Origin of the sequence: Mesorhizobium sp. NZP2298 (assembly GCF_013170825.1) — a bacterium.
Classification (GTDB): Bacteria; Pseudomonadota; Alphaproteobacteria; order Rhizobiales; family Rhizobiaceae; genus Mesorhizobium.
The window spans coordinates 4,560,110-4,579,590 of sequence record NZ_CP033365.1; the positions used below are offsets into that span (position 1 = coordinate 4,560,110).

18 protein-coding genes, 1 tRNA gene and 1 pseudogene are annotated in these 19,481 nt (G+C 59.9%); 10 read left to right on the plus strand and 10 right to left on the minus strand.

The features are described 5' to 3' along the window. Window positions 1–40: 40 nt before the first annotated feature. Together gloA and EB231_RS22180 are read left to right on the plus strand one after the other, a co-directional pair. Window positions 41–481 (plus strand): lactoylglutathione lyase, encoded by a 441-nt coding sequence (gene gloA, locus EB231_RS22175; RefSeq protein WP_172350704.1) that lies wholly within the window; start codon window positions 41–43, stop codon window positions 479–481. A 140-nt stretch (window positions 482–621) separates the two neighbouring features. Beyond that, on the plus strand, window positions 622–912 hold the full coding sequence (locus tag EB231_RS22180; RefSeq protein WP_172350705.1) for a DUF2218 domain-containing protein: 291 nt from the start codon (window positions 622–624) through the stop codon (window positions 910–912). A gap of 419 nt (window positions 913–1,331) precedes the next feature. Here the strand turns inward: EB231_RS22180 and EB231_RS35730 are convergent, their stop codons facing one another. Further along, entirely contained in the window at window positions 1,332–2,003 is a 672-nt protein-coding gene (locus EB231_RS35730; protein ID WP_445299285.1) for an iron-containing redox enzyme family protein, read from the minus strand. Window positions 2,004–2,596: 593 nt separating this feature from the next. Here EB231_RS35730 and EB231_RS22190 point away from each other — a divergent pair. After that, the gene (locus tag EB231_RS22190; RefSeq protein ID WP_172350707.1) at window positions 2,597–2,803 is read left to right on the plus strand and encodes a hypothetical protein; all 207 of its coding nucleotides are present in this window, start codon (window positions 2,597–2,599) and stop codon (window positions 2,801–2,803) included. Between the two features lie 38 nt (window positions 2,804–2,841). Further along, window positions 2,842–5,562 carry an adenylate/guanylate cyclase domain-containing protein gene (locus EB231_RS22195; RefSeq protein ID WP_172350708.1) on the plus strand — a complete coding sequence of 907 codons (2,721 nt, stop codon included), beginning with the start codon at window positions 2,842–2,844 and terminating at the stop codon, window positions 5,560–5,562. A gap of 42 nt (window positions 5,563–5,604) precedes the next feature. On the opposite strand, the pseudogene EB231_RS35735 reads toward EB231_RS22195, so the two are convergent. The 3 genes and pseudogenes from EB231_RS35735 to ilvA form a co-directional block, all read right to left on the minus strand. Next, window positions 5,605–5,737 (minus strand): annotated as a pseudogene (locus tag EB231_RS35735) (transposase); the annotation flags it as partial. A gap of 72 nt (window positions 5,738–5,809) precedes the next feature. Next, window positions 5,810–6,364: a DUF1697 domain-containing protein gene (locus EB231_RS22200; protein ID WP_172350709.1), complete on the minus strand. Its 555-nt coding sequence runs from the start codon at window positions 6,362–6,364 to the stop codon at window positions 5,810–5,812. Continuing rightward, window positions 6,361–7,617 carry a threonine ammonia-lyase IlvA gene (gene ilvA, locus EB231_RS22205; RefSeq protein ID WP_172350710.1) on the minus strand — a complete coding sequence of 419 codons (1,257 nt, stop codon included), beginning with the start codon at window positions 7,615–7,617 and terminating at the stop codon, window positions 6,361–6,363. Before ilvA ends, EB231_RS22200 begins: the two co-directional genes overlap by 4 nt. Window positions 7,618–7,817: 200 nt before the next feature. Here ilvA and EB231_RS22210 point away from each other — a divergent pair, with 200 nt between their 5' ends. The 3 genes from EB231_RS22210 (at window position 7,818) to EB231_RS22220 (ending at window position 10,898) form a co-directional block, all read left to right on the plus strand. Then, the gene (locus tag EB231_RS22210; RefSeq protein WP_246740696.1) at window positions 7,818–8,405 is read left to right on the plus strand and encodes a hypothetical protein; all 588 of its coding nucleotides are present in this window, start codon (window positions 7,818–7,820) and stop codon (window positions 8,403–8,405) included. 117 nt (window positions 8,406–8,522) lie between these two features. Beyond that, window positions 8,523–9,596, plus strand: coding sequence for an alpha/beta hydrolase (locus tag EB231_RS22215; RefSeq protein WP_172350711.1), 1,074 nt, complete (start codon window positions 8,523–8,525; stop codon window positions 9,594–9,596). Between the two features lie 141 nt (window positions 9,597–9,737). After that, window positions 9,738–10,898, plus strand: coding sequence for an alpha/beta hydrolase (locus tag EB231_RS22220; protein WP_172350712.1), 1,161 nt, complete (start codon window positions 9,738–9,740; stop codon window positions 10,896–10,898). 114 nt (window positions 10,899–11,012) lie between these two features. Here EB231_RS22220 and ade read toward each other — a convergent pair whose 3' ends face one another. Next, a complete protein-coding gene (ade, locus tag EB231_RS22225; RefSeq protein ID WP_172350713.1) occupies window positions 11,013–12,830 on the minus strand; it encodes an adenine deaminase in 1,818 nt (605 codons plus the stop codon). Between the two features lie 171 nt (window positions 12,831–13,001). On the opposite strand from ade, the gene EB231_RS22230 reads away from it, so the two are divergent. Then, entirely contained in the window at window positions 13,002–13,667 is a 666-nt protein-coding gene (locus EB231_RS22230) for an outer membrane protein (RefSeq protein WP_172350714.1), read from the plus strand. Window positions 13,668–13,949: 282 nt separating this feature from the next. Further along, window positions 13,950–14,035 (plus strand) — tRNA-Leu (locus EB231_RS22235). Window positions 14,036–14,199: 164 nt separating this feature from the next. On the opposite strand, the gene EB231_RS22240 is transcribed toward EB231_RS22235, so the two are convergent. Then, window positions 14,200–14,511 carry a hypothetical protein gene (locus EB231_RS22240; RefSeq protein ID WP_172350715.1) on the minus strand — a complete coding sequence of 104 codons (312 nt, stop codon included), beginning with the start codon at window positions 14,509–14,511 and terminating at the stop codon, window positions 14,200–14,202. A 186-nt stretch (window positions 14,512–14,697) separates the two neighbouring features. Further along, window positions 14,698–15,276 carry an NUDIX domain-containing protein gene (locus EB231_RS22245; protein ID WP_172350716.1) on the minus strand — a complete coding sequence of 193 codons (579 nt, stop codon included), beginning with the start codon at window positions 15,274–15,276 and terminating at the stop codon, window positions 14,698–14,700. 154 nt (window positions 15,277–15,430) lie between these two features. On the opposite strand from EB231_RS22245, the gene EB231_RS22250 reads away from it, so the two are divergent. Then, window positions 15,431–16,534 carry an NADH:flavin oxidoreductase/NADH oxidase gene (locus EB231_RS22250; protein WP_172350717.1) on the plus strand — a complete coding sequence of 368 codons (1,104 nt, stop codon included), beginning with the start codon at window positions 15,431–15,433 and terminating at the stop codon, window positions 16,532–16,534. Between the two features lie 29 nt (window positions 16,535–16,563). Here the strand turns inward: EB231_RS22250 and EB231_RS22255 are convergent, their stop codons facing one another. From EB231_RS22255 to EB231_RS22265, 3 genes are read right to left on the minus strand one after another with little or no spacing between them, the layout of a single operon-like run. Next, window positions 16,564–17,733 carry an iron-containing alcohol dehydrogenase gene (locus tag EB231_RS22255; RefSeq protein WP_172350718.1) on the minus strand — a complete coding sequence of 390 codons (1,170 nt, stop codon included), beginning with the start codon at window positions 17,731–17,733 and terminating at the stop codon, window positions 16,564–16,566. Between the two features lie 40 nt (window positions 17,734–17,773). Then, window positions 17,774–18,604, minus strand: coding sequence for an ABC transporter permease (locus EB231_RS22260; protein ID WP_172350719.1), 831 nt, complete (start codon window positions 18,602–18,604; stop codon window positions 17,774–17,776). Then, window positions 18,601–19,479, minus strand: a complete 879-nt coding sequence (locus tag EB231_RS22265; RefSeq protein ID WP_172350720.1) for an ABC transporter permease — start codon at window positions 19,477–19,479, stop codon at window positions 18,601–18,603. Before EB231_RS22265 ends, EB231_RS22260 begins: the two co-directional genes overlap by 4 nt. Between the last annotated feature and the right edge of the window lie 2 nt (window positions 19,480–19,481).

Here is a 19,481-nt window from a genome sequence, read left to right on the forward strand (position 1 = left end):
CCCTATGTTGCGCCGCATCCCAACAGATCGAGGAAAACACATGCGCTATCTGCACACCATGGTCCGCGTCGCCGATGTCGATGCCTCGCTCGATTTCTACTGCAACAAGCTCGGGTTGAAGGAAGTCCGCCGCTATGAAAACGAACAGGGCCGCTTCACGCTGATCTTCCTAGCCGCCTCAGAGGACGAGCAGAGCGGCATCGACGAGAAGGCGCCGCTGATCGAACTCACCTACAACTGGGACCCCGAAGACTACAAGGGCGGGCGCAATTTCGGCCACCTCGCCTATGAGGTCGACGACATCTACGCCACCTGCCAGCACCTGATGGATAATGGCGTCATCATCAACCGGCCGCCGCGCGACGGCAACATGGCCTTCATCAAGTCGCCGGACGGCATCTCGATCGAGCTTTTGCAGAAAGGCCCGGCCAAGGCCAAGGCCGAACCCTGGGCTTCGATGCCGAACACCGGAAGCTGGTAGGCGTTGACCGGACACCGGGAGGACACCGCCCGGCAGCCCTTTGGCGCTCGGCAAGATAATGCCTATCTTCGGGGTGTCGTGCCGGCGCCAGCGCCGGCCCATTGTCATGCGAACGGGCACCCGCCCGCGGAGAATTCCACATGCCGTCCAGCCATGCCGACGTCGCCACCGAACATGCCAGCCGCTACCTGCAGCAATTGTGCAAGCATTGGGCGCACAAATTCCCGGTCGAGTTCGATCCGCACCATGGCACGATCGATCTCTCGCTCGGTCGCACCGTCATGGATGCCGATGCGACCGCACTGCACATCAAGGTGTCGACCGATGAGGCAGGATCGCTCGAGCGCCTGGAAAGCGTGGTCGCTGATCACATCAAGCGCTTCGCCTTCCGCGAAGAACTGACCTTCGACTGGAAGCCGGCGGCGGCGTGATCTAGCTATGTCGAAAATGGCAGCTAACGAGTTAGGCTTCGATCTGCTTCAAAACTAAGGAGCTGTACGTTAGACGAGCACGATCACGGCCACACGCGAAGGCACTTGCGTGAAGCGGGGCACCTACACACGGAGCCTCCGATCAACCGGCGCAATTCATCAGGGTCTCAGGTCATAAACTGAGAGGATTGGACTCAGAAGAAGATCCAATCATTGCCGCCTGATGAACCTCAACAGCATCGGTTCGCCACGCTCTTTCGTGAGCTGAAATTTCAGGGAGTTCTACTCCGAATGTAGAACCTACAGTTCACTACGACTCCGGAAAAATAAATACATACGCAGGCGATGCCTTTAAATATTGTCAGTAAATATGGCGGGATAAGGCACAAAATAAATCGGGCTCAACGCAGTGTTACAAACTAAGTTGCTTTCCAGAGCTGGGGCGTTGCTAGACAATTAGCTAGCATCAAGCCAGTATGCGCAATGCTGTATCCGATAAGCCGCTCCTGATTTTGGCTGAGTGGCAACTCATCAATCAACTCATATAGATCAGCTTGGTGACCTGGATCCAATGCAGCATGTATCCGATGAGTGCGAAAGAACTGCTCCGGAAGGCTAGTCCGCTGGACGATCTCATCGACGAGGTCCATTGAGGGAGCGTTGCTTTCTAACATAATCATGTAGCCCATAAGCGCGACCGGATGGAAGTGGTAAATCCAATAGTATTGGGCTCCTACTAAAGCGGCCACATTTGCAGGCGGAGGCGCGGCGAGAACGCTAGCGCTGCTGACTCCGACCGCGTCCAAGTCCTCGAGGGTCCAATTGTCGTGATGCATCTCCTCCTCGATATGCTTGATAAGATACGGGCCTAAGAGGCGACAGACTGGGTCACTTGCCGCGCGTTCCGTTTCGCGATGCGCCGCCACCATAAGGGGCACGCTTGCTCGCGTGATTTGGTGTAGGAGAACAAGGTGGTCACAAATCAGCGTCGGCAACTCCGATCGCCCAATTAGAATTCTAGTGGTGGCGCTCAAGGGCGCGGAAAATAGTTTAACTCTCGTCCTGAGCGTTTCACTTTTGGAGCCATTCATGACATCCGACCTCGCTCATTACCCACCTTGAGACCTTAGGCGCGCGATGGAAAGGTGGCAAGGGTTCGCATCCAGGAGTGCCCCTGTTGCCGTAGACAAGTCCCGCCTATCCCATCCCATGCGGTGACCTTCGCTTCAACCGCAGCGCGTCCTCAACCGGGTGCGGCTGGGATGAGGTTGAGAGCCATGTGTTGTGAAATTTGCAGGAGCGTGGTCGGTCCATAGTCGGCACTCATCGTCACGGAAGACCATGTCCAGCACCCAATGGACGTTATTCTCGACGGCCCAGCGATCGCGGACAAGCGGTGCGATCAGGCTTGCAGCGAGAGCCGGCGAAGTAATTTGGAAACGGTATCGAGACCCGGACGTCACCATCATCCACGCCGTCGACTGGTTGCAGGAGCGCCATCAATGGCTGGCCACGATATCGCCCAGATATCATGGGCGGGCACGCCGGCATGATAGGGACGAAACCGGCGCAGGAGATCGAGCTTCTTCAAGCTCACCCGATTGCCCCGGGGGAGAACCCTCACTGGCTTGTGCAAGCGCACACGAAGGCCTAAACTTTGAAGGCAGCGTGCGAGGAGGTCGTTATGAACAACGGTTTGACCAACGTTGAACGCCTGGTGAACGCGGGGGTGCTGGACGATACCGACCTGACAACTGAAGGTCGAGAAGCCATCAATGCGGTTCCTGATCTGAGCGATGAAGAGATTGAAGGCCTTGCGAGCGTGAAGGAGAAGCTTGGCCTTGATAAGCTTGATCTTCAAGGCAGAAGTGTAGGCATATGGCGATTGTAGCTCCCTAAAAATAAAAAACCACGTGAGGCGGTCGGCTTATGTCATCTGCCAACGGTCAAAACTTTCACCTTGATATTCTCAAGGAACGAAAAAACGAAACGGGGCAAACACGTGCGGCTTCGTTTGATGAGCCAGCAACTGAATTAACATTTCTATTGACCGATATCGAAGGTTCCACAAAACTTGTGGAATCTTTAGGCAGCCGATATGCAGACCTTTTGAATCGCCACATCGAAATACTTCGAGAAGCTACAGCGGCGGAAGGCGGCTGCGTAATAGATTTTCATGCAGATTCTTTCTTTGCAATTTTTGATCGAGCTGCAGCCGCTATCGGGGCTGCGGTCAATGCGCAATGCCTCCTTTATGAAGAGCCTTGGCAAAATGGCATCCAACTTAGGGTTAGAATGGGGTTGCACACTGGCACAGCAAATTTAAACTTGAACTCCCAAATCGGATATACTGGCTTTGACATTCACCGCACTGCTCGAATTTGCGAGGCAGGGCATGGTGGGCAGATACTGCTGTCCGCAGCAACAGTGAAAGGAAACACGGAAAAACTCCCGCCACGCGCACACCTGCGAGAACTGGGAACGCACTCTCTCAAGGATATCCGTGCACCAGAGGCAATTTGGGAAGTTGTGGTGGATGGGTTGCAAAATCATTTTCCCCCAATTCGATCTCTCGACAATCGCCCTAACAACCTGCCGAGTATTCTAACGCCTTTTGTTGGGAGAACGAAAGACAAGGCTATGGTTCGTTCGCTGCTTATCGACAAGAAGGTTCGACTCTTAACGCTGACTGGCGCGGGAGGAACTGGTAAGACGCGGCTCTCAATCGAGGTTGCGTCAGGCTTGCTTGATGAGTTCCCTGACGGCATATTCTTCGTGCAACTTTCTACCGTCTCAACCGCTCAATTGGTATTGCCGGAAATTGCCCAGGTTTTGGGAATTTACCAGTTTCCAGGACAATCGGCCTTCGAAACTGTCCGGCACGCGCTGAATGCACGGCGCGTACTACTCATTCTCGATAACTTCGAGCATGTGCAGCCAGCCGCGTCTATAGCTTTAGATCTTTTAAGGGGCTGTGCGCAGTTAAAAATCCTCGTAACTAGCCGCGAGTCTCTGGATATTTTTCTCGAACATGAATACCAACTGTCGCCATTGGCGGTGCCCAGCGAGGTTACCGCTAAAGACTCGTTCGCTTTATTCGACTCCGTCCAATTGTTCGCTGACCTCGTCCGTCGAGTTCGGCCGGACTTTGTCCTCACTACCGAATCTGCAACGACAATCGGCGAAATTTGTCGTCGTCTTGACGGATTGCCATTGGCTATTGAGCTAGCTGCCTCGCGCCTCCGGCTCTTGGAGCCCTCAACGTTGTTGAAGCATCTAAATAACAACTTCAGTGCGCTTGGCTGGGACAGTTGGTCCCTCGGTGATAGGCACAGGACTCTCCGCAACGCCATTCAATGGAGTTACAATCTTCTGGATGATATCGAACGCGATCTGTTTCGGAAACTATCAGTATTTTCAAGTCGCTTTAGCTTGGATCAAGCGGTTGAACTTTGCAGTACTGAGATTGGAGGGGAGCGCGCCGTTGACGTTTTGAATTCGCTATATCGTAAGAGTTTGCTCCAGCGCGACTCTTTTGGCGAGGAACCATATTTTCGCATGTTGGAGACAATCCGGGAGTACGGATTGGAGCAGTTGCGGGAAACCGGGAGGGAGGTCCACGTACGCGAGCTTCATATGTCACTGATGCTGAGCTTAGCGGAAAGGTGGGCTCCCGATCTTGTCCGTTCGAAGCGCCAAGAGATCCTGCCTCAGTTACTCGCCTGCTTGGATGACGTTCGCGCGGCGATGGAATTCGGTTTGCAACTAGGGGACACCCCTACCGTGAGTCGTTTCTTGGAAGCTCTTCTTTGGCTGTGGCTAACGCGAGGCCAGTTTACCGAAGGGGACACTTGGATAGCTCGAGCTTTGGAACTGACTGAGGGCGGCGACGCCACTATTGCGAACGCGAAAGTTCTCGAGGTTGCAGGCTGGTTACGCCTAATGTCAGGCGACTGGTCCAAGGCACAACCATTCTTTCAAGCCTCTCGTCGAATTTTTGAACACGTCCAAATGGCGGCTGAATCAACGATGTCGTTAATGACGGAAGGAATAACAAGAGCGTTTGCAACAAATGACGCCTCGGGCCTGGTGCAAGTAGAGGTTGCGCTGGAGGCTTTTCGGGATCAAAGAAATCTGTATGGAATGGGCCTAACCTTTACGGCGCTTGGTGAAGCAGCCCGGCTACGGCGTGAGTATGCATCGGCCAAAGTTTTTTTTGATGAAGCGTTGGTATGTATGCGAGCGATCGACAATACATATTGGACTGGTGTTTTGCTCCAGAACCTCGCACATGTGGTGCTACAGCTGAATGAGTGGAAAGCAGCCGCTACGTTGCTCGTTGAAACACTAGACCTTGCGAACGAATATGAAGATCCCTTGATGGTGACCTATTACCTGGCTGCCATGGGGCATGTGGCTTTGATACGATCCAGGTACCAAGAAGCTGCCAAATTGTTCGGGGCTACAGAGAGTTCTCTAAAGACGCTTGGAGTTAAATTCGAACCGGCTGATCAGATGGTATTTGAGAATAATCTGTTCGTTGTTAGATCATTTCTTGAGCCAGCAGTCTTTTCGTTGCAATTCAGTGAAGGCGCCAAATGGAGTCGGGCGGAAGCCCTCGCAGCGAGTCTCTCTCTCCACGATGAGTGAATTATTTCAATGACTACAGGCTCAACCAAGCTTCAGACCTGCTTTGTTGGCCGTCGGCTGGATGACGGCCATGGCGCCGATGATAAGCAGCCGTCGGATATCCCGCTGGCCCATTTTTCGAGGTGCGGCCGAGCCGTCGCTTTCCGCCTATCGAGTGCTGGATCGCCACACTGCCGTCAGCGCATGCACCATGAGCGTGCAAGACACGCTTCGCCAGATCGATGTCGATGATGGTGGCATCGCGCATCTAGTTTTTGCCGGCCTGACCGGCCATCTCCAGCAGCGCCAGCACCGAGCGCCAGTTGCGCGCGGTGCCCGGCACCTTCAGAACGCGCGGAATGAGGTTGGCAAACACGGATTTGCCGAGCCCATCGGGCGCGCTGAGGTAGAGTACGTCGCCCTTCACCTCGAAGCGTTCGGGGCCGGTGCACTTTTCGGCCAGCCGCGCCACCTCCTCGACGGTCGGCTCACGCTCCAGCGCATAGGCATGGAGCTTGGTATGGTCGGCGGCCGCTTCCGGATAGGGATTTTCTCTCACCAGCCGTGCGAACCATGGGAGATCGCGCACCATGATGCGCGAATGAAAACCCCACTTTTTCTCGAAGGCCGTTTCGATCTGCTTGGTCAGCGCGGCCGCGTCGCCCTTGCCCGCCCGGAACACGGCATTGCCGCTCTGCACATAAGTAGCGACATCGGAAAAGCCGAGATCCTCGAAGAACGACCTGAGCTCCGCCATCTTGACGATGCGGTTGCCGCCGACATTGATGCCGGAAAACAGCGCGATGAAAACCTTCCCGCTCATATGATGAATCCCGCCAATGTCTCGTTGTCGGTGATATCCTGATACTGGACGCCCTCGGCCTCGAAGTTTGCCTTCAGCAGGTCGAAATTGCGGCGGTCCTTGGTTTCGATGCCGATCAGAACCGAGCCGAAATTTCGTGCCGACTTCTTCAGATATTCAAAGCGGGCGATGTCGTCGTCCGGGCCGAGCATTTCGAGGAAGTCGCGCAACGCGCCAGGGCGTTGCGGGAAGCGGATGATGAAGTACTTCTTCAGGCCCTCGAAGCGCAGCGCCCGCTCCTTGACGTCCGGCAGCCGCTCGAAATCGAAATTGCCGCCCGAGACCACGGCGACGATGGTCTTGCCGCGGATCTCCTTCCTGGAAAAATCCTTCAGCGCATCGATCGCCAGCGCACCGGCCGGCTCAAGCACGACGCCTTCGATATTGAGCATTTCGATCATGGTCGCGCAGAGCCGGTTTTCCGGGATCAACCGCACCGTTTCGGCGGCAAATTCCTTGAGATACCGCAAGGGTTCGCGGCCGATTTCGGCCACCGCCGCGCCATCGACGAAGTTGTCGACCTTGGCGAGCTTCAGCCGCTTTCCGGCCGCGAGGCTGTCGTGCAGGCTCGGCGCCCCGGCCGGCTCGCAGAAGACGAAACGCGCCTCCCTGCCCTGATCGGCGAAATAGTGGGTGACGCCGGCGGCAAGACCGCCGCCACCGACCGGCAGCATGATGATGTCAGGCATACGCGCACCGGCCATCTGGTCCGCGATCTCATAGGCGACAGTCGCCTGCCCCTCGATGATGTCCTTGTGGTCGAAGGGCGGCACCATGTGGGCACCGGAGCTTTCGGTGAATTCGAAGGCGGCGCGATAGCAGTCGTCGAAAAAGTCGCCGACCAGCCTGATCTCGACGAAATCGCCGCCGAACAGCCTGGTCTTGTCGATCTTTTGCTGCGGCGTCGTCACCGGCATGAACACCACGCCTTTTTTGCCGAAATGACGGCAGACGAACGCGAAACCCTGTGCATGGTTGCCGGCCGACGCGCAGACGAACAAGTCAGCCTGGTTGCCGGCGGCAAGCGCCTTGCGGAAGAAATTGAAGGCGCCGCGGATCTTGTAGGAGCGCACCGGGCTCAAATCCTCTCGCTTCAGCAGCACCCGAGCGCCGGTCTTTTTCGACAGGTAGTCGTTTTCCTGCAGCGGCGTTTCCGGAAAGATCTGACGGATGGACGCGGCGGCGACGGCGACGCGGGAGGAAAAACTGCTCATCGGAAAGCCACCTTGTGCCGCATGTTTCGTACAGGCATGTCATCGATCTGGCCGCACAGCGCCTCTCTGTTGCACGCGGATCCGGCGCAGCCGATCCTGCCTATTGCATATCCAGCTTCGCAACGCCATTGTCCGGCCCTTCATGCCCTTGCGCAAAGGGCATTCCCAGAATCCTTGCAAGCACTTGTGGGCGTTTGTTCATGCCTGTTGCATCGGTCGGCCTGAAATCCATGTCACTGCCGGAATTCGGCGAACCGACGGTGATGCCGCTGGTTGCCCGAAATACCTATGAGGCGCGCACCGATGCGCTGATGGCGCTCGGCGCCAAGGCCGGTTTCGATGCCTTCGCCGTCTATGGCGACCGCGAGCACGCCGCCAATGTCGCCAATCTCTCAGGCTACGATCCGCGCTTCGAGGAGACATTGCTGGTCATCGTTCCCGTCAAGCAGCCACGACTTCTCGTCGGCAATGAGGGCTGGGGCTACGCCGAAATCTGCGATGGGCCCTACGAGCGCGTTCTCTACCAGACCTTCTCACTGCCGGCGCAACCATCCCGGCGACCGGTAGCGACCATTTCACCACCAACATCGAGGACGGCATCGCGCTCGCCGACGACGCGCTGCGCGAGGAGATCGCGGCGCGCTATCCCGAAGCCTGGAGCCGCATCGAAGCGCGGCGCGCCTTCATGTCGGATGTGCTCGGCATCCGCCTCAAGCCGGAGGTGCTGCCCTTCTCCAACATTCCGGCTTTCCTTCCGCCATTTTGGCTTTCGCGCAACACTGCGATGACTGTAACCAGCCGCTGATCACATTTCGACGTGACACGACTTAGTTCTGCCGCACTCTCCCTGTCCGGGAGGTGTCGCGGGGGTGGATGGGCCTTTTGGCCGGAGTGGAATTTCAGACGTGCCTTTGAAGAAGATACTTACCGTTGTTCTCGCCTTGCTCGTCGCCGGCTGCGCCGGCCCGCAAACGCAGGAATTGCTTGGCAGCGCCATCGTCGCCGCGCCGGTGACAGAAATCGCCGGCAACCACTCCATCTTCATCGCCACAACGCGCAAGAAATCTGATGATCCCAACAAGGTTTTCGACGGTGAGCGCTCGGCGACGCTGAACTATGCGCGCGTGAATGTCACCGTCCCAGGGCTCCACAAGACTGGTCAGATCGAACGGCGCTCACGCGGCAAGTCGGATGATCCGGCCAAATATTTCATGGCTTCCGAGGTGGTCGGCTACGACGCGCAGCCGAAATTCTCCAGCGCGCTCAACGCCGATATCGCGGCGCGCGGCGGCCGCGTCATGGTCTTCGTCCACGGCTACAACACCGGCTTCGACGACGCGGTCTATCGCTTGACCCAGATCGTCCACGATTCCGGCTATCCGGGCACACCGGTGCTGTTTTCCTGGGCATCGGGCGCAAAGACCACCGACTATGTCTATGACAAGGAAAGTGCCAGCGCCGCACGCGACCAGCTCGAAGTGACATTGCGCATGCTGGAGCAGTCCGGCGCGCGGCGCATCGACATTGTCGCGCATTCGATGGGAACCTGGGTGACCATGGAAACGCTGCGTCAGATGGCCATCAGCGGCGACCGTGATCTCGGGGGCAAGCTCGGCGACGTGGTGCTTGCCTCGCCCGACATCGATGTCGATGTGTTCAAGAGCCAGATGCGCCGCTATGGCAAGCCCGACAAGCCGTTCATCCTGCTGTTGTCCGACGACGACCGCGCGCTGAGACTCTCCGGCCTCATTGCCGGTTCGCGGCCGCGCGTCGGCGATTACAAGGATGCCGCCGATCTTGCCTCTTATGGCGTGACGGTCGTCGATCTCTCCAAGATCAAAGGCAGCGACAGCTTCAACCACACGAAATTCGCCGACAATCCGGCCTTGGTGAAGATGATCGGCCAGCGGCTGCGCGAGGATGACGGCTTTGCCAGCGACCGGGATGTGACCGACCGCATCAGCCTGCTAGGGCAATAGATGCGGCGTCACTGTTTCGCCGTGTCAATCCAGCCTTACGAAGGTCCCGGCCACTTTGAACTGGACCAATCCCGTCTGTGGCCTTATCGGAATAGAAGGTGACGTCATGCGTTTGGCGTCGCCCTATGCGGGAGCCGGCGCGTGACTGTGCGGTTGAAGAGTTTCGTCGCGATAACCTTCGCGCTCATGGTCGCCGGCTGCGCCGGAAATACGCATGATCTGCTGAACAAGACGACGGTCGCGGTACCAGCGTCCGCCATCGCGGCCACGCATGAGATATTCGTCGCCACCACCCGCCGGAAGGCGACGAAAGACCCGCGGCAGGTGTTCGACGGCGATCGCTCGCCAACCACCAGCTTCGCGCGGGTCGATGTCACGGTTCCGGCGAGCCACCAGGTCGGCGCCATCGAGCGTGCCAAGGGTTCCGCCAGCAGCAATCCGGCCAACGATTTCACCGCCAAGGACGTCACCTACTACGAAGGCGCCCCGCAATTCGCCAAGGCGGTCGGCGCCGACATTGCCATGCGCGGCGACCGAGCGCTGGTTTTCGTGCATGGCTTCAACAACGGCTTCGACGATGGGATCTACCGGCTGACGCAGATTGTCCATGACACCAAGTACCCGGGCACACCGGTCTTGTTCTCGTGGGCTTCGAGCGCCAAGACGACCGGCTACCTGTACGACAAGGATAGCGCCAACGCCGCGCGCGACGACCTGGAGGCGACACTGAGGATGCTTGCCAAGACAAAGGTAAAGAGCATCGACATCATCGCTCATTCGATGGGAACGTGGTTGACGATGGAGGCATTGCGCCAACTCGCCATCACCGGAGACCGAGATCTTGACGGCAAGCTCGGCTACGTCATCCTTGCGTCCCCCGACATCGATGTCGACGTCTTCAAGAAACAGATGATTCGTTATGGCAAGCCAAACAAGCCGTTCGCCATCCTGCTGTCAGGCGACGACCGCGCCTTGAGGTTGTCGGGTTTTCTGTCCGGCGCCAAGCCACGTGTCGGCGACTACGGCAATGCAGCTGACCTCGCCAGCTACGGGGTATCGGTGGTCGACTTGAGCAAGCTCAAATCGGGTGACCGGCTGAACCATGCCAAATTCGCGGATAACCCCGTTCTGGTGCAACTGCTTGGTGACCGGCTACGGACACCCGCGGGCCTCGCCTCGGACGAGCCAAACCCGACGCAGCTCAACAATCTCGGCGAGGGGCTAGGCAAGGCAGTCGGTTCGGTCGCGGAGATCGTCATCACCACACCGTTCAAGGTGCTGACCATCGCCACCGGCGGCTGAACAGCAGGCAGCCGTTCCAAAGCGCGTCGCGTCCGAACGGATTCATGCAGCGCGCTTTAAATCTCCGTTGCATGTCTTTGTTCCAAAACCGGAGCCAGTTCTGGACGACATGCATTAGACGAACAGGTCGACTTTCTGGAACGTCGTCACGTCGATCAGGCCGACATCGGAAATCCTGAGCTCGGGAATGACCACCAGCGCCAAAAGCGAATGCTGCATGTAGGCGTTGTTCAGGGAACAGCCCATCTTTCGCATCGCCTCGGTCAGTTTCTCCGCCTTTGCGGCGACGATCTCGGCGCGCTCGTCCGACATCAGCCCGGCGATCGGCATTTCGACCAGCGCCAGTTCCTTGCCCTTGGAAAACAGCACGACGCCGCCGCCGACTTCGCCCAGCCGGTTGACCGCCAGCGCCATGTCCCGCTTGTTGGTGCCGACGCAGATGATGTGATGGGCGTCATGCGCCACGCTCGAGGCCATGGCGCAATCACTCATATAGCCGAAACCGGAGACGAAGGCGTTGGTGACGCCGCCCGTGCCCTTGTGGCGCTCGACCAGTGCGATCTGGCAGACGTCGTTGCGGCGATCCATGGCGACCAACTCGTCCTCGACCGGTAGATCCGCTTCCAGCGCCCGCGTCGGCGCCTGGTTCTCGATGACGCCGATAACCCGCACTCGCACCTCGTTGGCGCCTTTGGGGGCGGCGATGTCGAAATCGCCGGCCTTCAGCTTCTTGCCCAACTTGACGGTGTTCTTCGCCGTCTTCGGGTAGTCGTAAGCCGGGATGTCGATGTCGAGCTTACCGCCCTTGGCCAGCCTGACGCCGCGCGCATAGACCTCGTCGATGGTCATTGCGGCGAGATCGGAGACAATCAGCAGGTCGCCCAACCGCCCCGGCGCGATCGAACCGATCTCGCGTTCCAGCCGGAAATGCTGGGCGGTGTTGATCGTCGCCATCTGGATCGCCGTCACCGGCTTCAGCCCTTGGCTGATGGCGTGGCGCACCACCCGATCCATATGACCTTCGTGCACCAGCGTGCCCGAATGGCTGTCGTCGGTGCACAGGATGAAGTTACGCGGATCGATGCCGCTCTCCGTCACCGCCTTGATCTGAGAGGCGACGTCGTACCAGGCCGAGCCCAGCCGCAGCATGGCCTTCATGCCCTGGCGCACGCGGGCAATGGCGTCCTCGGCGCGCGTGCCTTCGTGATCGTCCTCGGGGCCGCCGGCGACATAGCCGTGGAACGGCAGGCCGAGATCGCGCGAGGCGTAGTGGCCGCCGACCGTCTTGCCCGCATGAACCGTCGCCGCGATCTCGCCCGACATGACAGGATCGTTGGCGGCGACGCCCGGAAAATTCATCACTTCGCCGAGCCCGATAATGTTTTCCCAGGTCATCGCTTCCGCGACATCGGCGACCGTCAACTCGGCGCCGGCGTGCTCCAGCCCAGGCGCCGAAGGCACGCAGGACGGCATCTGCACATGCACGTTGATGGGCATCGCCACCGCCTCGTCATGCATCAGCCGCACGCCGGGCAAGCCGAGCACATTGGCGATCTCGTGCGGATCGATGAACATCGACGTCGTGCCGTGCGGGATGACGGCGCGGCAGAATTCGGTCACCGTCACCATGCCGCTCTCGACATGCATGTGCGCGTCGCAGAGGCCGGGAACCAGATAGCGCCCGCCGGCATCGACCACCTTGGTGCCCTGGCCGATGGCGTGGCTGGCATTCGGCCCACAATAGGCGAAACGGCCGCCGGCGATGGCGATGTCGGTGCCGGCGATGATCTCGCCCGAGTGAACGTTCACCCAGCGGCCGTTGCGAATGACGAGGTCGGCGGGCTTGCGACCCATGGCAACGTCGACCAGATGCGTCGCCATCTCGGTCCAGGGCTTGGGTTTCGTCGCACGCACCGCTGGCTTCTTTGCCATGAAGGGACTCCTGTTTGCACGACTGTGCCAAGCCTACCTGGTTTTGACCAGCGCCAAACCGCGGGTCGGCGAGCCGCACCAGGCTGCAACCAGAAATAGGATTCCGTTTTGTCGTAAATCGGTCTACCCTGCCTGCCAAGGATCTTTCTGGCTCTTCATCCGGGGAGTTCGATGTATCGCCTAGTGGTCGCAAGCGCCGGTCTTCTTGCCGCCCTGTCCATGCCGGCTTTCGCAGCCGACCCGACAGTCGACGTGCCGATGGCCGCGCCAGGCTTCGACTGGACCGGATACTACGCCGGCCTGCAGGCAGGCTATGGCTGGGGCCAATCCGACATCTCAGGGACGGAAGGCGAGCCGTTTTCCGTCTCGCCTGACGTCGATGGCGGTTTCGTCGGCGGGCATGTCGCCGGGCTTTGGCAGTTCGACCAGGCGGTGATCGGCGCGGAAGCCGACCTCAACTATTCCGCCGTCGACGGCACGACCGAAGCGGAGCCAGGAAACAATTTCGGCACCGACATCAAATGGTTCGGCTCGGTCAACGCCAAGGCCGGCTACGCCATGGACAGGGTGCTGGTCTACGGCATAGGCGGCATCGCCTTTGCCGGTATCGAAACCTCGCAAGCCTCGGGCTCCGCCTTCTCCCAGACACGCACGAATGTCGGCTGGACCGTTGGTGCCGGCGTCGACTATGCGCTGACCGACAAGTTCGTCGTCGGCGCGCAGTATCGCTATTATGATTTCGGCTCCGAGCACTATGGTGGATCCGCCGATTTCGTCGGCCGCGACCAGGATACGAAGCTGAACACCGTCGGGATCAATCTCAGCTACAAGTTCTGATCCCTACCGACGCCAATTGGCGCGCGAAGCCTGTGACGCAGTCAGCAATTTCGACGAGAGGGGCGGCCGGCGCCCCCAGTGGGCGGGGGAATGGGTTGGGCCTGGTAGACGCCGGCCTCGGCGGATCAAGTCCACCGCCCAACCACCTTACTCATTGCGCGCGACGCGGATAATTCCGCGATCACACCAGTATCGCCATGCCTCCTCCTCTGGGGTGCGCATTCAGACAGCTCAAGAACACGACTTGACGGCCTGTGTCTGACATCTGAAAAGGGCGGGCCTGCGGACGTGGCGGAATTGGTAGACGCAAGGGACTTAAAATCCCTCGATCTCTGATCGTACGGGTTCGATTCCCGTCGTCCGCACCACAATGAAATCATGCGACCGTTACAGGTGTCCTACCGCTTGGCCATGTAAGGGTTTTGTGGCTAGCGGCCTCGGTGATGACGCCATCACCTGGTAGCTACGTCGTCCCGCACAAGCGATAGGCGCTTCGTTTCCGCTGCCTTACGGTGACTTTCTTCCCTGTTTGCTAGATGCGCGTGGTGCCACTCTCTTGGCCACCAATACGTTGCATCGGCGACGGCTGATCGGCGCTTCGGCCATGGTCTGGTCCACGGCCCACCTCAATGATTCCAACCAGTGCGCGAACAAACTCGACCATGTCGTTTGCCGTAATGGCTGCCTGGTCAGGACTCTGCCCAATGTGTTCGGCGGCCGCGCAACATGACAGGCGGATGAGATCGTAGTGCGGATCCCTTTCATCCTCCGGCAACACAGCCAATTTCATGACTCGGCGATAAATCAACCGCAGCAATTGTTCGAGAGCTGCTCCGACACTCATGCACTTGCTCCGCATTGGTCAAGCGTCCCGGCGCTCCAAGGCGCTGGGAACGTCGATGAGGAGGTGTCCCATTCTGTGCCAAAGGCTGCATCATAGCCATTAATATATCGTTTATTGCTAATATACGCTTCGCGGGAGCGACCCTGTGGTCCCTCGTGAGGCCGTCTGTGGGCGCCAGAACACTGGTCAAGCCGTCATCGGGTTCAGCTTCAGATGCTGGATCAAAATAATCGTCTTGGCATCGACGATGCGGCCGTCGGCGATGCCGGCCAGCGCCTCGTCGAGTGGCATTTCCAGAACCTCGATGTCCTCGCCCTCCTCCGGTGCGCCGCCGCCGGCCGAGATACGGTCGGCGGGCGAATAGCGCGCGACGAAGAACCAGAGCCGCTCGGTGACGCTGCCCGGGCTCATGTAAGGCGAGAACAGCCGTTCCACATGTTGCAGCCGGTAGCCGAGTTCTTCCTCGGCCTCCTTGCGGATGGCGGTCTCCGGATCGTTTTCATCGAGCAGCCCGGCACAGGCCTCGATCAGCGGTTCGCGATGACCGGTGACGTAGGCGGGATAGCGGAACTGGCGTACCAGGAGAACCGTTGAGCGCTGAGGGTCGTATGGCAAGATCACCGCTCCATCGCCGCGATCATAGGTCTGTCGGACCTGCGTCTCCCACTGGCCGTCGCGTCGGCGGTAATCAAGGACAGTCTTCTTCAGGACAGCCCAGTCGTCGGAGAGGATTTCTTCCGAACGGATGCGGATGCGATCTTCCATCATGATCTCCATGCAATGGGGTCGAGGCGTAGCCGCCAACCGGTATTTGCGCAATGCAGGCGAATGGTTCAAAAATACGTTTCACCGTCTCGTGTCTGGCGCGCCCTCGATCCATTGCCTAGACAGCTGCTTACCCCTCCTGGAGCCCCTTTTCATGACAACATCGCTTTTCCAGCCAATCACGCTCGACGGCCTCGCCTTCCCCAATCGTATCGCTGTCGCTCCGATGTGCCAGTATTCCGCCGAGGACGGCTGCGCCAGCGACTGGCATCTCTACCATTGGATGAACCTGGCCATGTCCGGCGCTGGCATGGTCACGGTGGAGATGACCGATGTCGAGCGGCGCGGGCGGATCACGCATGGCTGCCTCGGGCTTTACTCCGACGACAATGAAGCCGCCGCGCGCCGCACACTGGACGCCGCCAGGCGCGTGGCCGCTCCGGGCACGAAGTTCGGCACGCAGCTGGCGCACGCCGGCCGCAAGGCCTCGAACCGCAAGCCGTGGGAGGGCGGCGGGCCGCTGCAGCCAAACGAGGATCCGTGGCAGACCGTATCGGCCTCGGCCATCGCCTACGATACCGGTTGGAATGTGCCGCGCGCGCTCGATGAGGAAGAGATTCTGCAGCTCATCGAACGGTTCACTCAAGCCGCAAGGCGGGCCGAACGCGCCGGCTTCGACTTCATCGAACTGCATGCCGCGCATGGCTACCTGATCTTCCAGTTCCTCTCGCCATTGTCCAATCAACGCACCGACCGCTGGGGCGGCTCGTTGGAAAACCGGATGCGCCTTGTCGTCGAAATCGCCAAGGCGGTGAAGAAAGCGGTTCCGAAGCTGATGCTCGGCGCGCGGTTGTCGGTGAAGGACTGGGTCGATGGCGGCTTCGAAGTCGAGGATGCGATCGAGGTGGCGAAGGCACTGAAGGCCGAGGGCGTTGCCTATCTCTGCTGCTCCAGCGGCGGCAATTCGCCGCTGCAGAAATTGCCCACCGGCCCCGGCTATCAGGTGCACCTGGCGGAAGCGGTGCGCAAGGGGGCCGGCATCCCGACCCGCGCGGTCGGGCTGATCGACGATCCCAAGCAGGCCGAGGCAATTCTCGCCGAGGGCCGCGCCGACATGGTGGCGCTGGCGCGCGCCTTCCTTGCCGATCCGCGCTGGGGATGGCGTGCGGCCGCCACATTCCGCGAAAAGATCCATCCGGCACCACAGCTCGCCCGCTCGGTGACGACGATGGAACACTGGATGAAGGCGGCCGGCTGACTTGCCTTTGCCGACAGGTGCCTTGCGGGCTAGCCTGAGATGGCGGCCCGCAGGATGGCCCGCAGTTTGTCGCGATCGAGCTTGATCGGGTTGCCGCCGGCACAAGGGTCGCTCTCGCCCATCGTGGCGACGCGTTCCTCGTCGATGTCGGTCAGCCCGATCCCCGGCAACGTGGCGGGGATGTGCAATCGGACCCGCAGTTCGATTATCCAGTCCACGACTGCTCGAGAATCGTGCGTCGGAAGGTCGAGGAAGCGCGCTAGCAGGCTGAGCTTCTCTTTCACCACCGGGGCGTTGAATTCGACGACATAGGGCATCAGCACAGCGTTGAGCAGGCCGTGATGGGTGTCATAGAGGGCTCCGAGCGGATGGGCGAGCGCATGGATCGCGCCAAGGCCCTTCTGCAGGGCCACGCAGCCCATACCGGACGCGATCAGCATCTGCGCACGGGCTTCTATGTTCTGCCCATCCTCCACGGCGACCGGAAGCCAGGTCTTGATCAGCCGCAAGGCATTGAGCGCAATGCCTTCGGCCATGGGATGATAGCTCGGCGCGCAATAGGCTTCCAGCGCATGCGAGAGCGCGTCCATGCCGGTGGCCGCCGTGATATGGGCGGGCAGTCCGGTGGTCAGCTCCGGGTCCATGAGCACCACATCCGGCATCATGCGCGGATGGAAGACGATGACCTTGCGCTTCTCAGTCTCGTTGGTGATGACCGAGGCGCGGCCGAGCTCGGAGCCGGTGCCGGCGGTCGTCGGTATGGCGATGACAGGAACGAGATGGGACGTGTCGGCACGCTTCCAGTTGTCGCCGATATCCTCGAGATCCCACATCGGGATGGATTGCGTCGCCATCAGCGCGATCGCCTTGGCGGCATCGAGCGCGCTGCCGCCGCCGATGGCGACGACGAGATCGTGCTGGCCCTGCTTCAGAACCGCCACGCCATCGGCGACATTGCCGCCGGTCGGGTTCGGCTTGACGTTGTGGAAGAAGCAGGTATCCAACCCGCTCCCCTTCAGCACTTCGAGCGTGCGCTGCACCGGAAAGAGCGCCTTCAGGCCATCATCGGTTACGACCAGCGGCCGCTTCGCGCCGAGTTCGCGAACGATACCGGCCAGTTCGGCGATCCGGCCGTTGCCGAAGCGCACGGAGGTCGGAAAGCTCCAGTTGCCGGAGACGGCCGGGGTGAAAGCGGTCATGGGATCATTACCTTGAATTGGCTTGGGAATTGGCTTGAGGTCAGGCTGTCGCCAGCTTCTGTCGTTTGAGCGCCCGGCGTCGCAGGAAGTCGACCAGGAAAACCAGGATCAGGGCGGGGATGAAGTTGAGCGTGGCGAGCGCCGGATAGATCGGCGAGGAGCCGACGGCGATGCCGCTGTAGACGAAGATCGGCAGCGTGCGCGCCGTGCCTGCCAGCGAATAGGAAACGTAGAAATTTCCCCAGGAAAGGAGGAAGGCAAAGGTCGCGGCTGAAAGAATGCCGGGCCACAACAGCGGGAAAGTGATTTCGCGAAACACCTCCCAGCCGGTGGCGCCGGCATCGCGTGCGGCGTCCTCCAGCGTCTCGTCGAAGCCATGGACCTGCACGGCCACGATCACCAGCGCGAAGGGGGTGATGTAGACGATGTGGCCGATGATCACCGTCGCCAGCCCGGTCGAAAAACCCAGCCAGTTGCCGAGCACCGAGAACCACAGCAGCATCACCACGCCGAGCAACAGTTGCGGGAACAGCAACGGCAGGAAGCTGACGGCTCGGAAGATGTTCTGGAAGCGGAAGCGATAGCGGATCCACGCCACCGCGCCGGCCGAGCCGAGCACCGTGGCAAAGATCGTCGAGATCACCGCGACGATCGCTGAATTCGCGACCGCCGTCAGGAAGTCGGGCTTGCGGAACAGTTCGCCATACCATTCGAGCGAGAAACCTTCGATCGGGAAGGTCAGCACGCGGCTGTTGGTGAAGGAAAACACCACCAGCGTGAGGATCGGCACGTAGAAGAACAGGATCAGCAGCGCCATGGTGCCGACGAGGAAAACGTCGACAACCCTGTCCTTCAGGCGTTCCGGGATCATCGGACAGACCTTTCGTGGTTGGCCGATCCACGCATCAGGACAAAGGCAGCGAGCGACAGCGACAGAGCGCCGATGACGATCAGCACCAGCGTCAGCGCCGCCCCGAGTGGCCAGTTGACCCGCGTCTCGAAGCTTTGGCGGATCAGCTCGGAAGCCAGTGGCGCGGTGCCACCGCCGAGCACCTTCGGTTCGAGGAAGGCGCCGAGGCTGAGCACGAAGACCAGCACGGCGCCGCAATAGAGCCCGGGACGGGCAAGCGGCAGCGTCACTTCGAAGAATGCGCGCAGCCGCGATGCGCCGGAATCATAGGCGGCCAGCACCAGGTCTCGGTCGATGCGTACCAGCGACAAATAGATGGTGAACATCGGATAGACGACGAGGCCATAGACCATGCCGATCATCGTGCCGGTCGGCGTGAACAGGAGATTGAGCGCTTCGTGGCCGAGGCCGAGATGCGCCAGCAGCCAGTTGGCGACGCCGCTCTTGTCGAGCACGAGGATCCAGCCGAAGGTTTTCAGCACCGCGTCGGTCAGGAAGGCGAAGATGATCAGGATCTGGATCTGCGCATTGTAGGCCCTGAGCCGCGTCGCCAGCGCGTAGGCGGCGGGAAAGGCGATGAGCACGCAGACGACCACGCACACCAGCGCCATGGCGACGGTTCGCACCATGATAGTCCAGTAATGCGGCTTGGAGAACACTTCGGTCCAGACCTTGAGGTCCCAGGTCCAGGACAGGCGATAGAATTGCGTCGTCTGGAACGACAGCACCACCGTCATCAGCAACGGAATGATGAAGAACAGCAGCATCACGACCGCGAGCGGCGCCACCGCCGCCACGAGAACCGGATCACCCCAGCGCTTGCTATCGGTCCGCACGG

Excerpts from the sequence above, each read along its gene's own strand:
- gloA (WP_172350704.1), top strand. The coding sequence starts at position 41 with ATGCGCTATCTGCACACCATGGTCCGCGTCGCCGATGTCGATGCCTCG.
- EB231_RS22180 (WP_172350705.1), top strand. The coding sequence starts at position 622 with ATGCCGTCCAGCCATGCCGACGTCGCCACCGAACATGCCAGCCGCTAC.
- EB231_RS35730 (WP_445299285.1), bottom strand. The coding sequence starts at position 2,003 with ATGAATGGCTCCAAAAGTGAAACGCTCAGGACGAGAGTTAAACTATTT.
- EB231_RS22190 (WP_172350707.1), top strand. The coding sequence starts at position 2,597 with ATGAACAACGGTTTGACCAACGTTGAACGCCTGGTGAACGCGGGGGTG.
- EB231_RS22195 (WP_172350708.1), top strand. The coding sequence starts at position 2,842 with ATGTCATCTGCCAACGGTCAAAACTTTCACCTTGATATTCTCAAGGAA.
- EB231_RS22200 (WP_172350709.1), bottom strand. The coding sequence starts at position 6,364 with ATGAGCGGGAAGGTTTTCATCGCGCTGTTTTCCGGCATCAATGTCGGC.
- ilvA (WP_172350710.1), bottom strand. The coding sequence starts at position 7,617 with ATGAGCAGTTTTTCCTCCCGCGTCGCCGTCGCCGCCGCGTCCATCCGT.
- EB231_RS22210 (WP_246740696.1), top strand. The coding sequence starts at position 7,818 with ATGCCTGTTGCATCGGTCGGCCTGAAATCCATGTCACTGCCGGAATTC.
- ade (WP_172350713.1), bottom strand. The coding sequence starts at position 12,830 with ATGGCAAAGAAGCCAGCGGTGCGTGCGACGAAACCCAAGCCCTGGACC.
- EB231_RS22230 (WP_172350714.1), top strand. The coding sequence starts at position 13,002 with ATGTATCGCCTAGTGGTCGCAAGCGCCGGTCTTCTTGCCGCCCTGTCC.
- EB231_RS22240 (WP_172350715.1), bottom strand. The coding sequence starts at position 14,511 with ATGAGTGTCGGAGCAGCTCTCGAACAATTGCTGCGGTTGATTTATCGC.
- EB231_RS22245 (WP_172350716.1), bottom strand. The coding sequence starts at position 15,276 with ATGGAAGATCGCATCCGCATCCGTTCGGAAGAAATCCTCTCCGACGAC.
- EB231_RS22250 (WP_172350717.1), top strand. The coding sequence starts at position 15,431 with ATGACAACATCGCTTTTCCAGCCAATCACGCTCGACGGCCTCGCCTTC.
- EB231_RS22255 (WP_172350718.1), bottom strand. The coding sequence starts at position 17,733 with ATGACCGCTTTCACCCCGGCCGTCTCCGGCAACTGGAGCTTTCCGACC.
- EB231_RS22260 (WP_172350719.1), bottom strand. The coding sequence starts at position 18,604 with ATGATCCCGGAACGCCTGAAGGACAGGGTTGTCGACGTTTTCCTCGTC.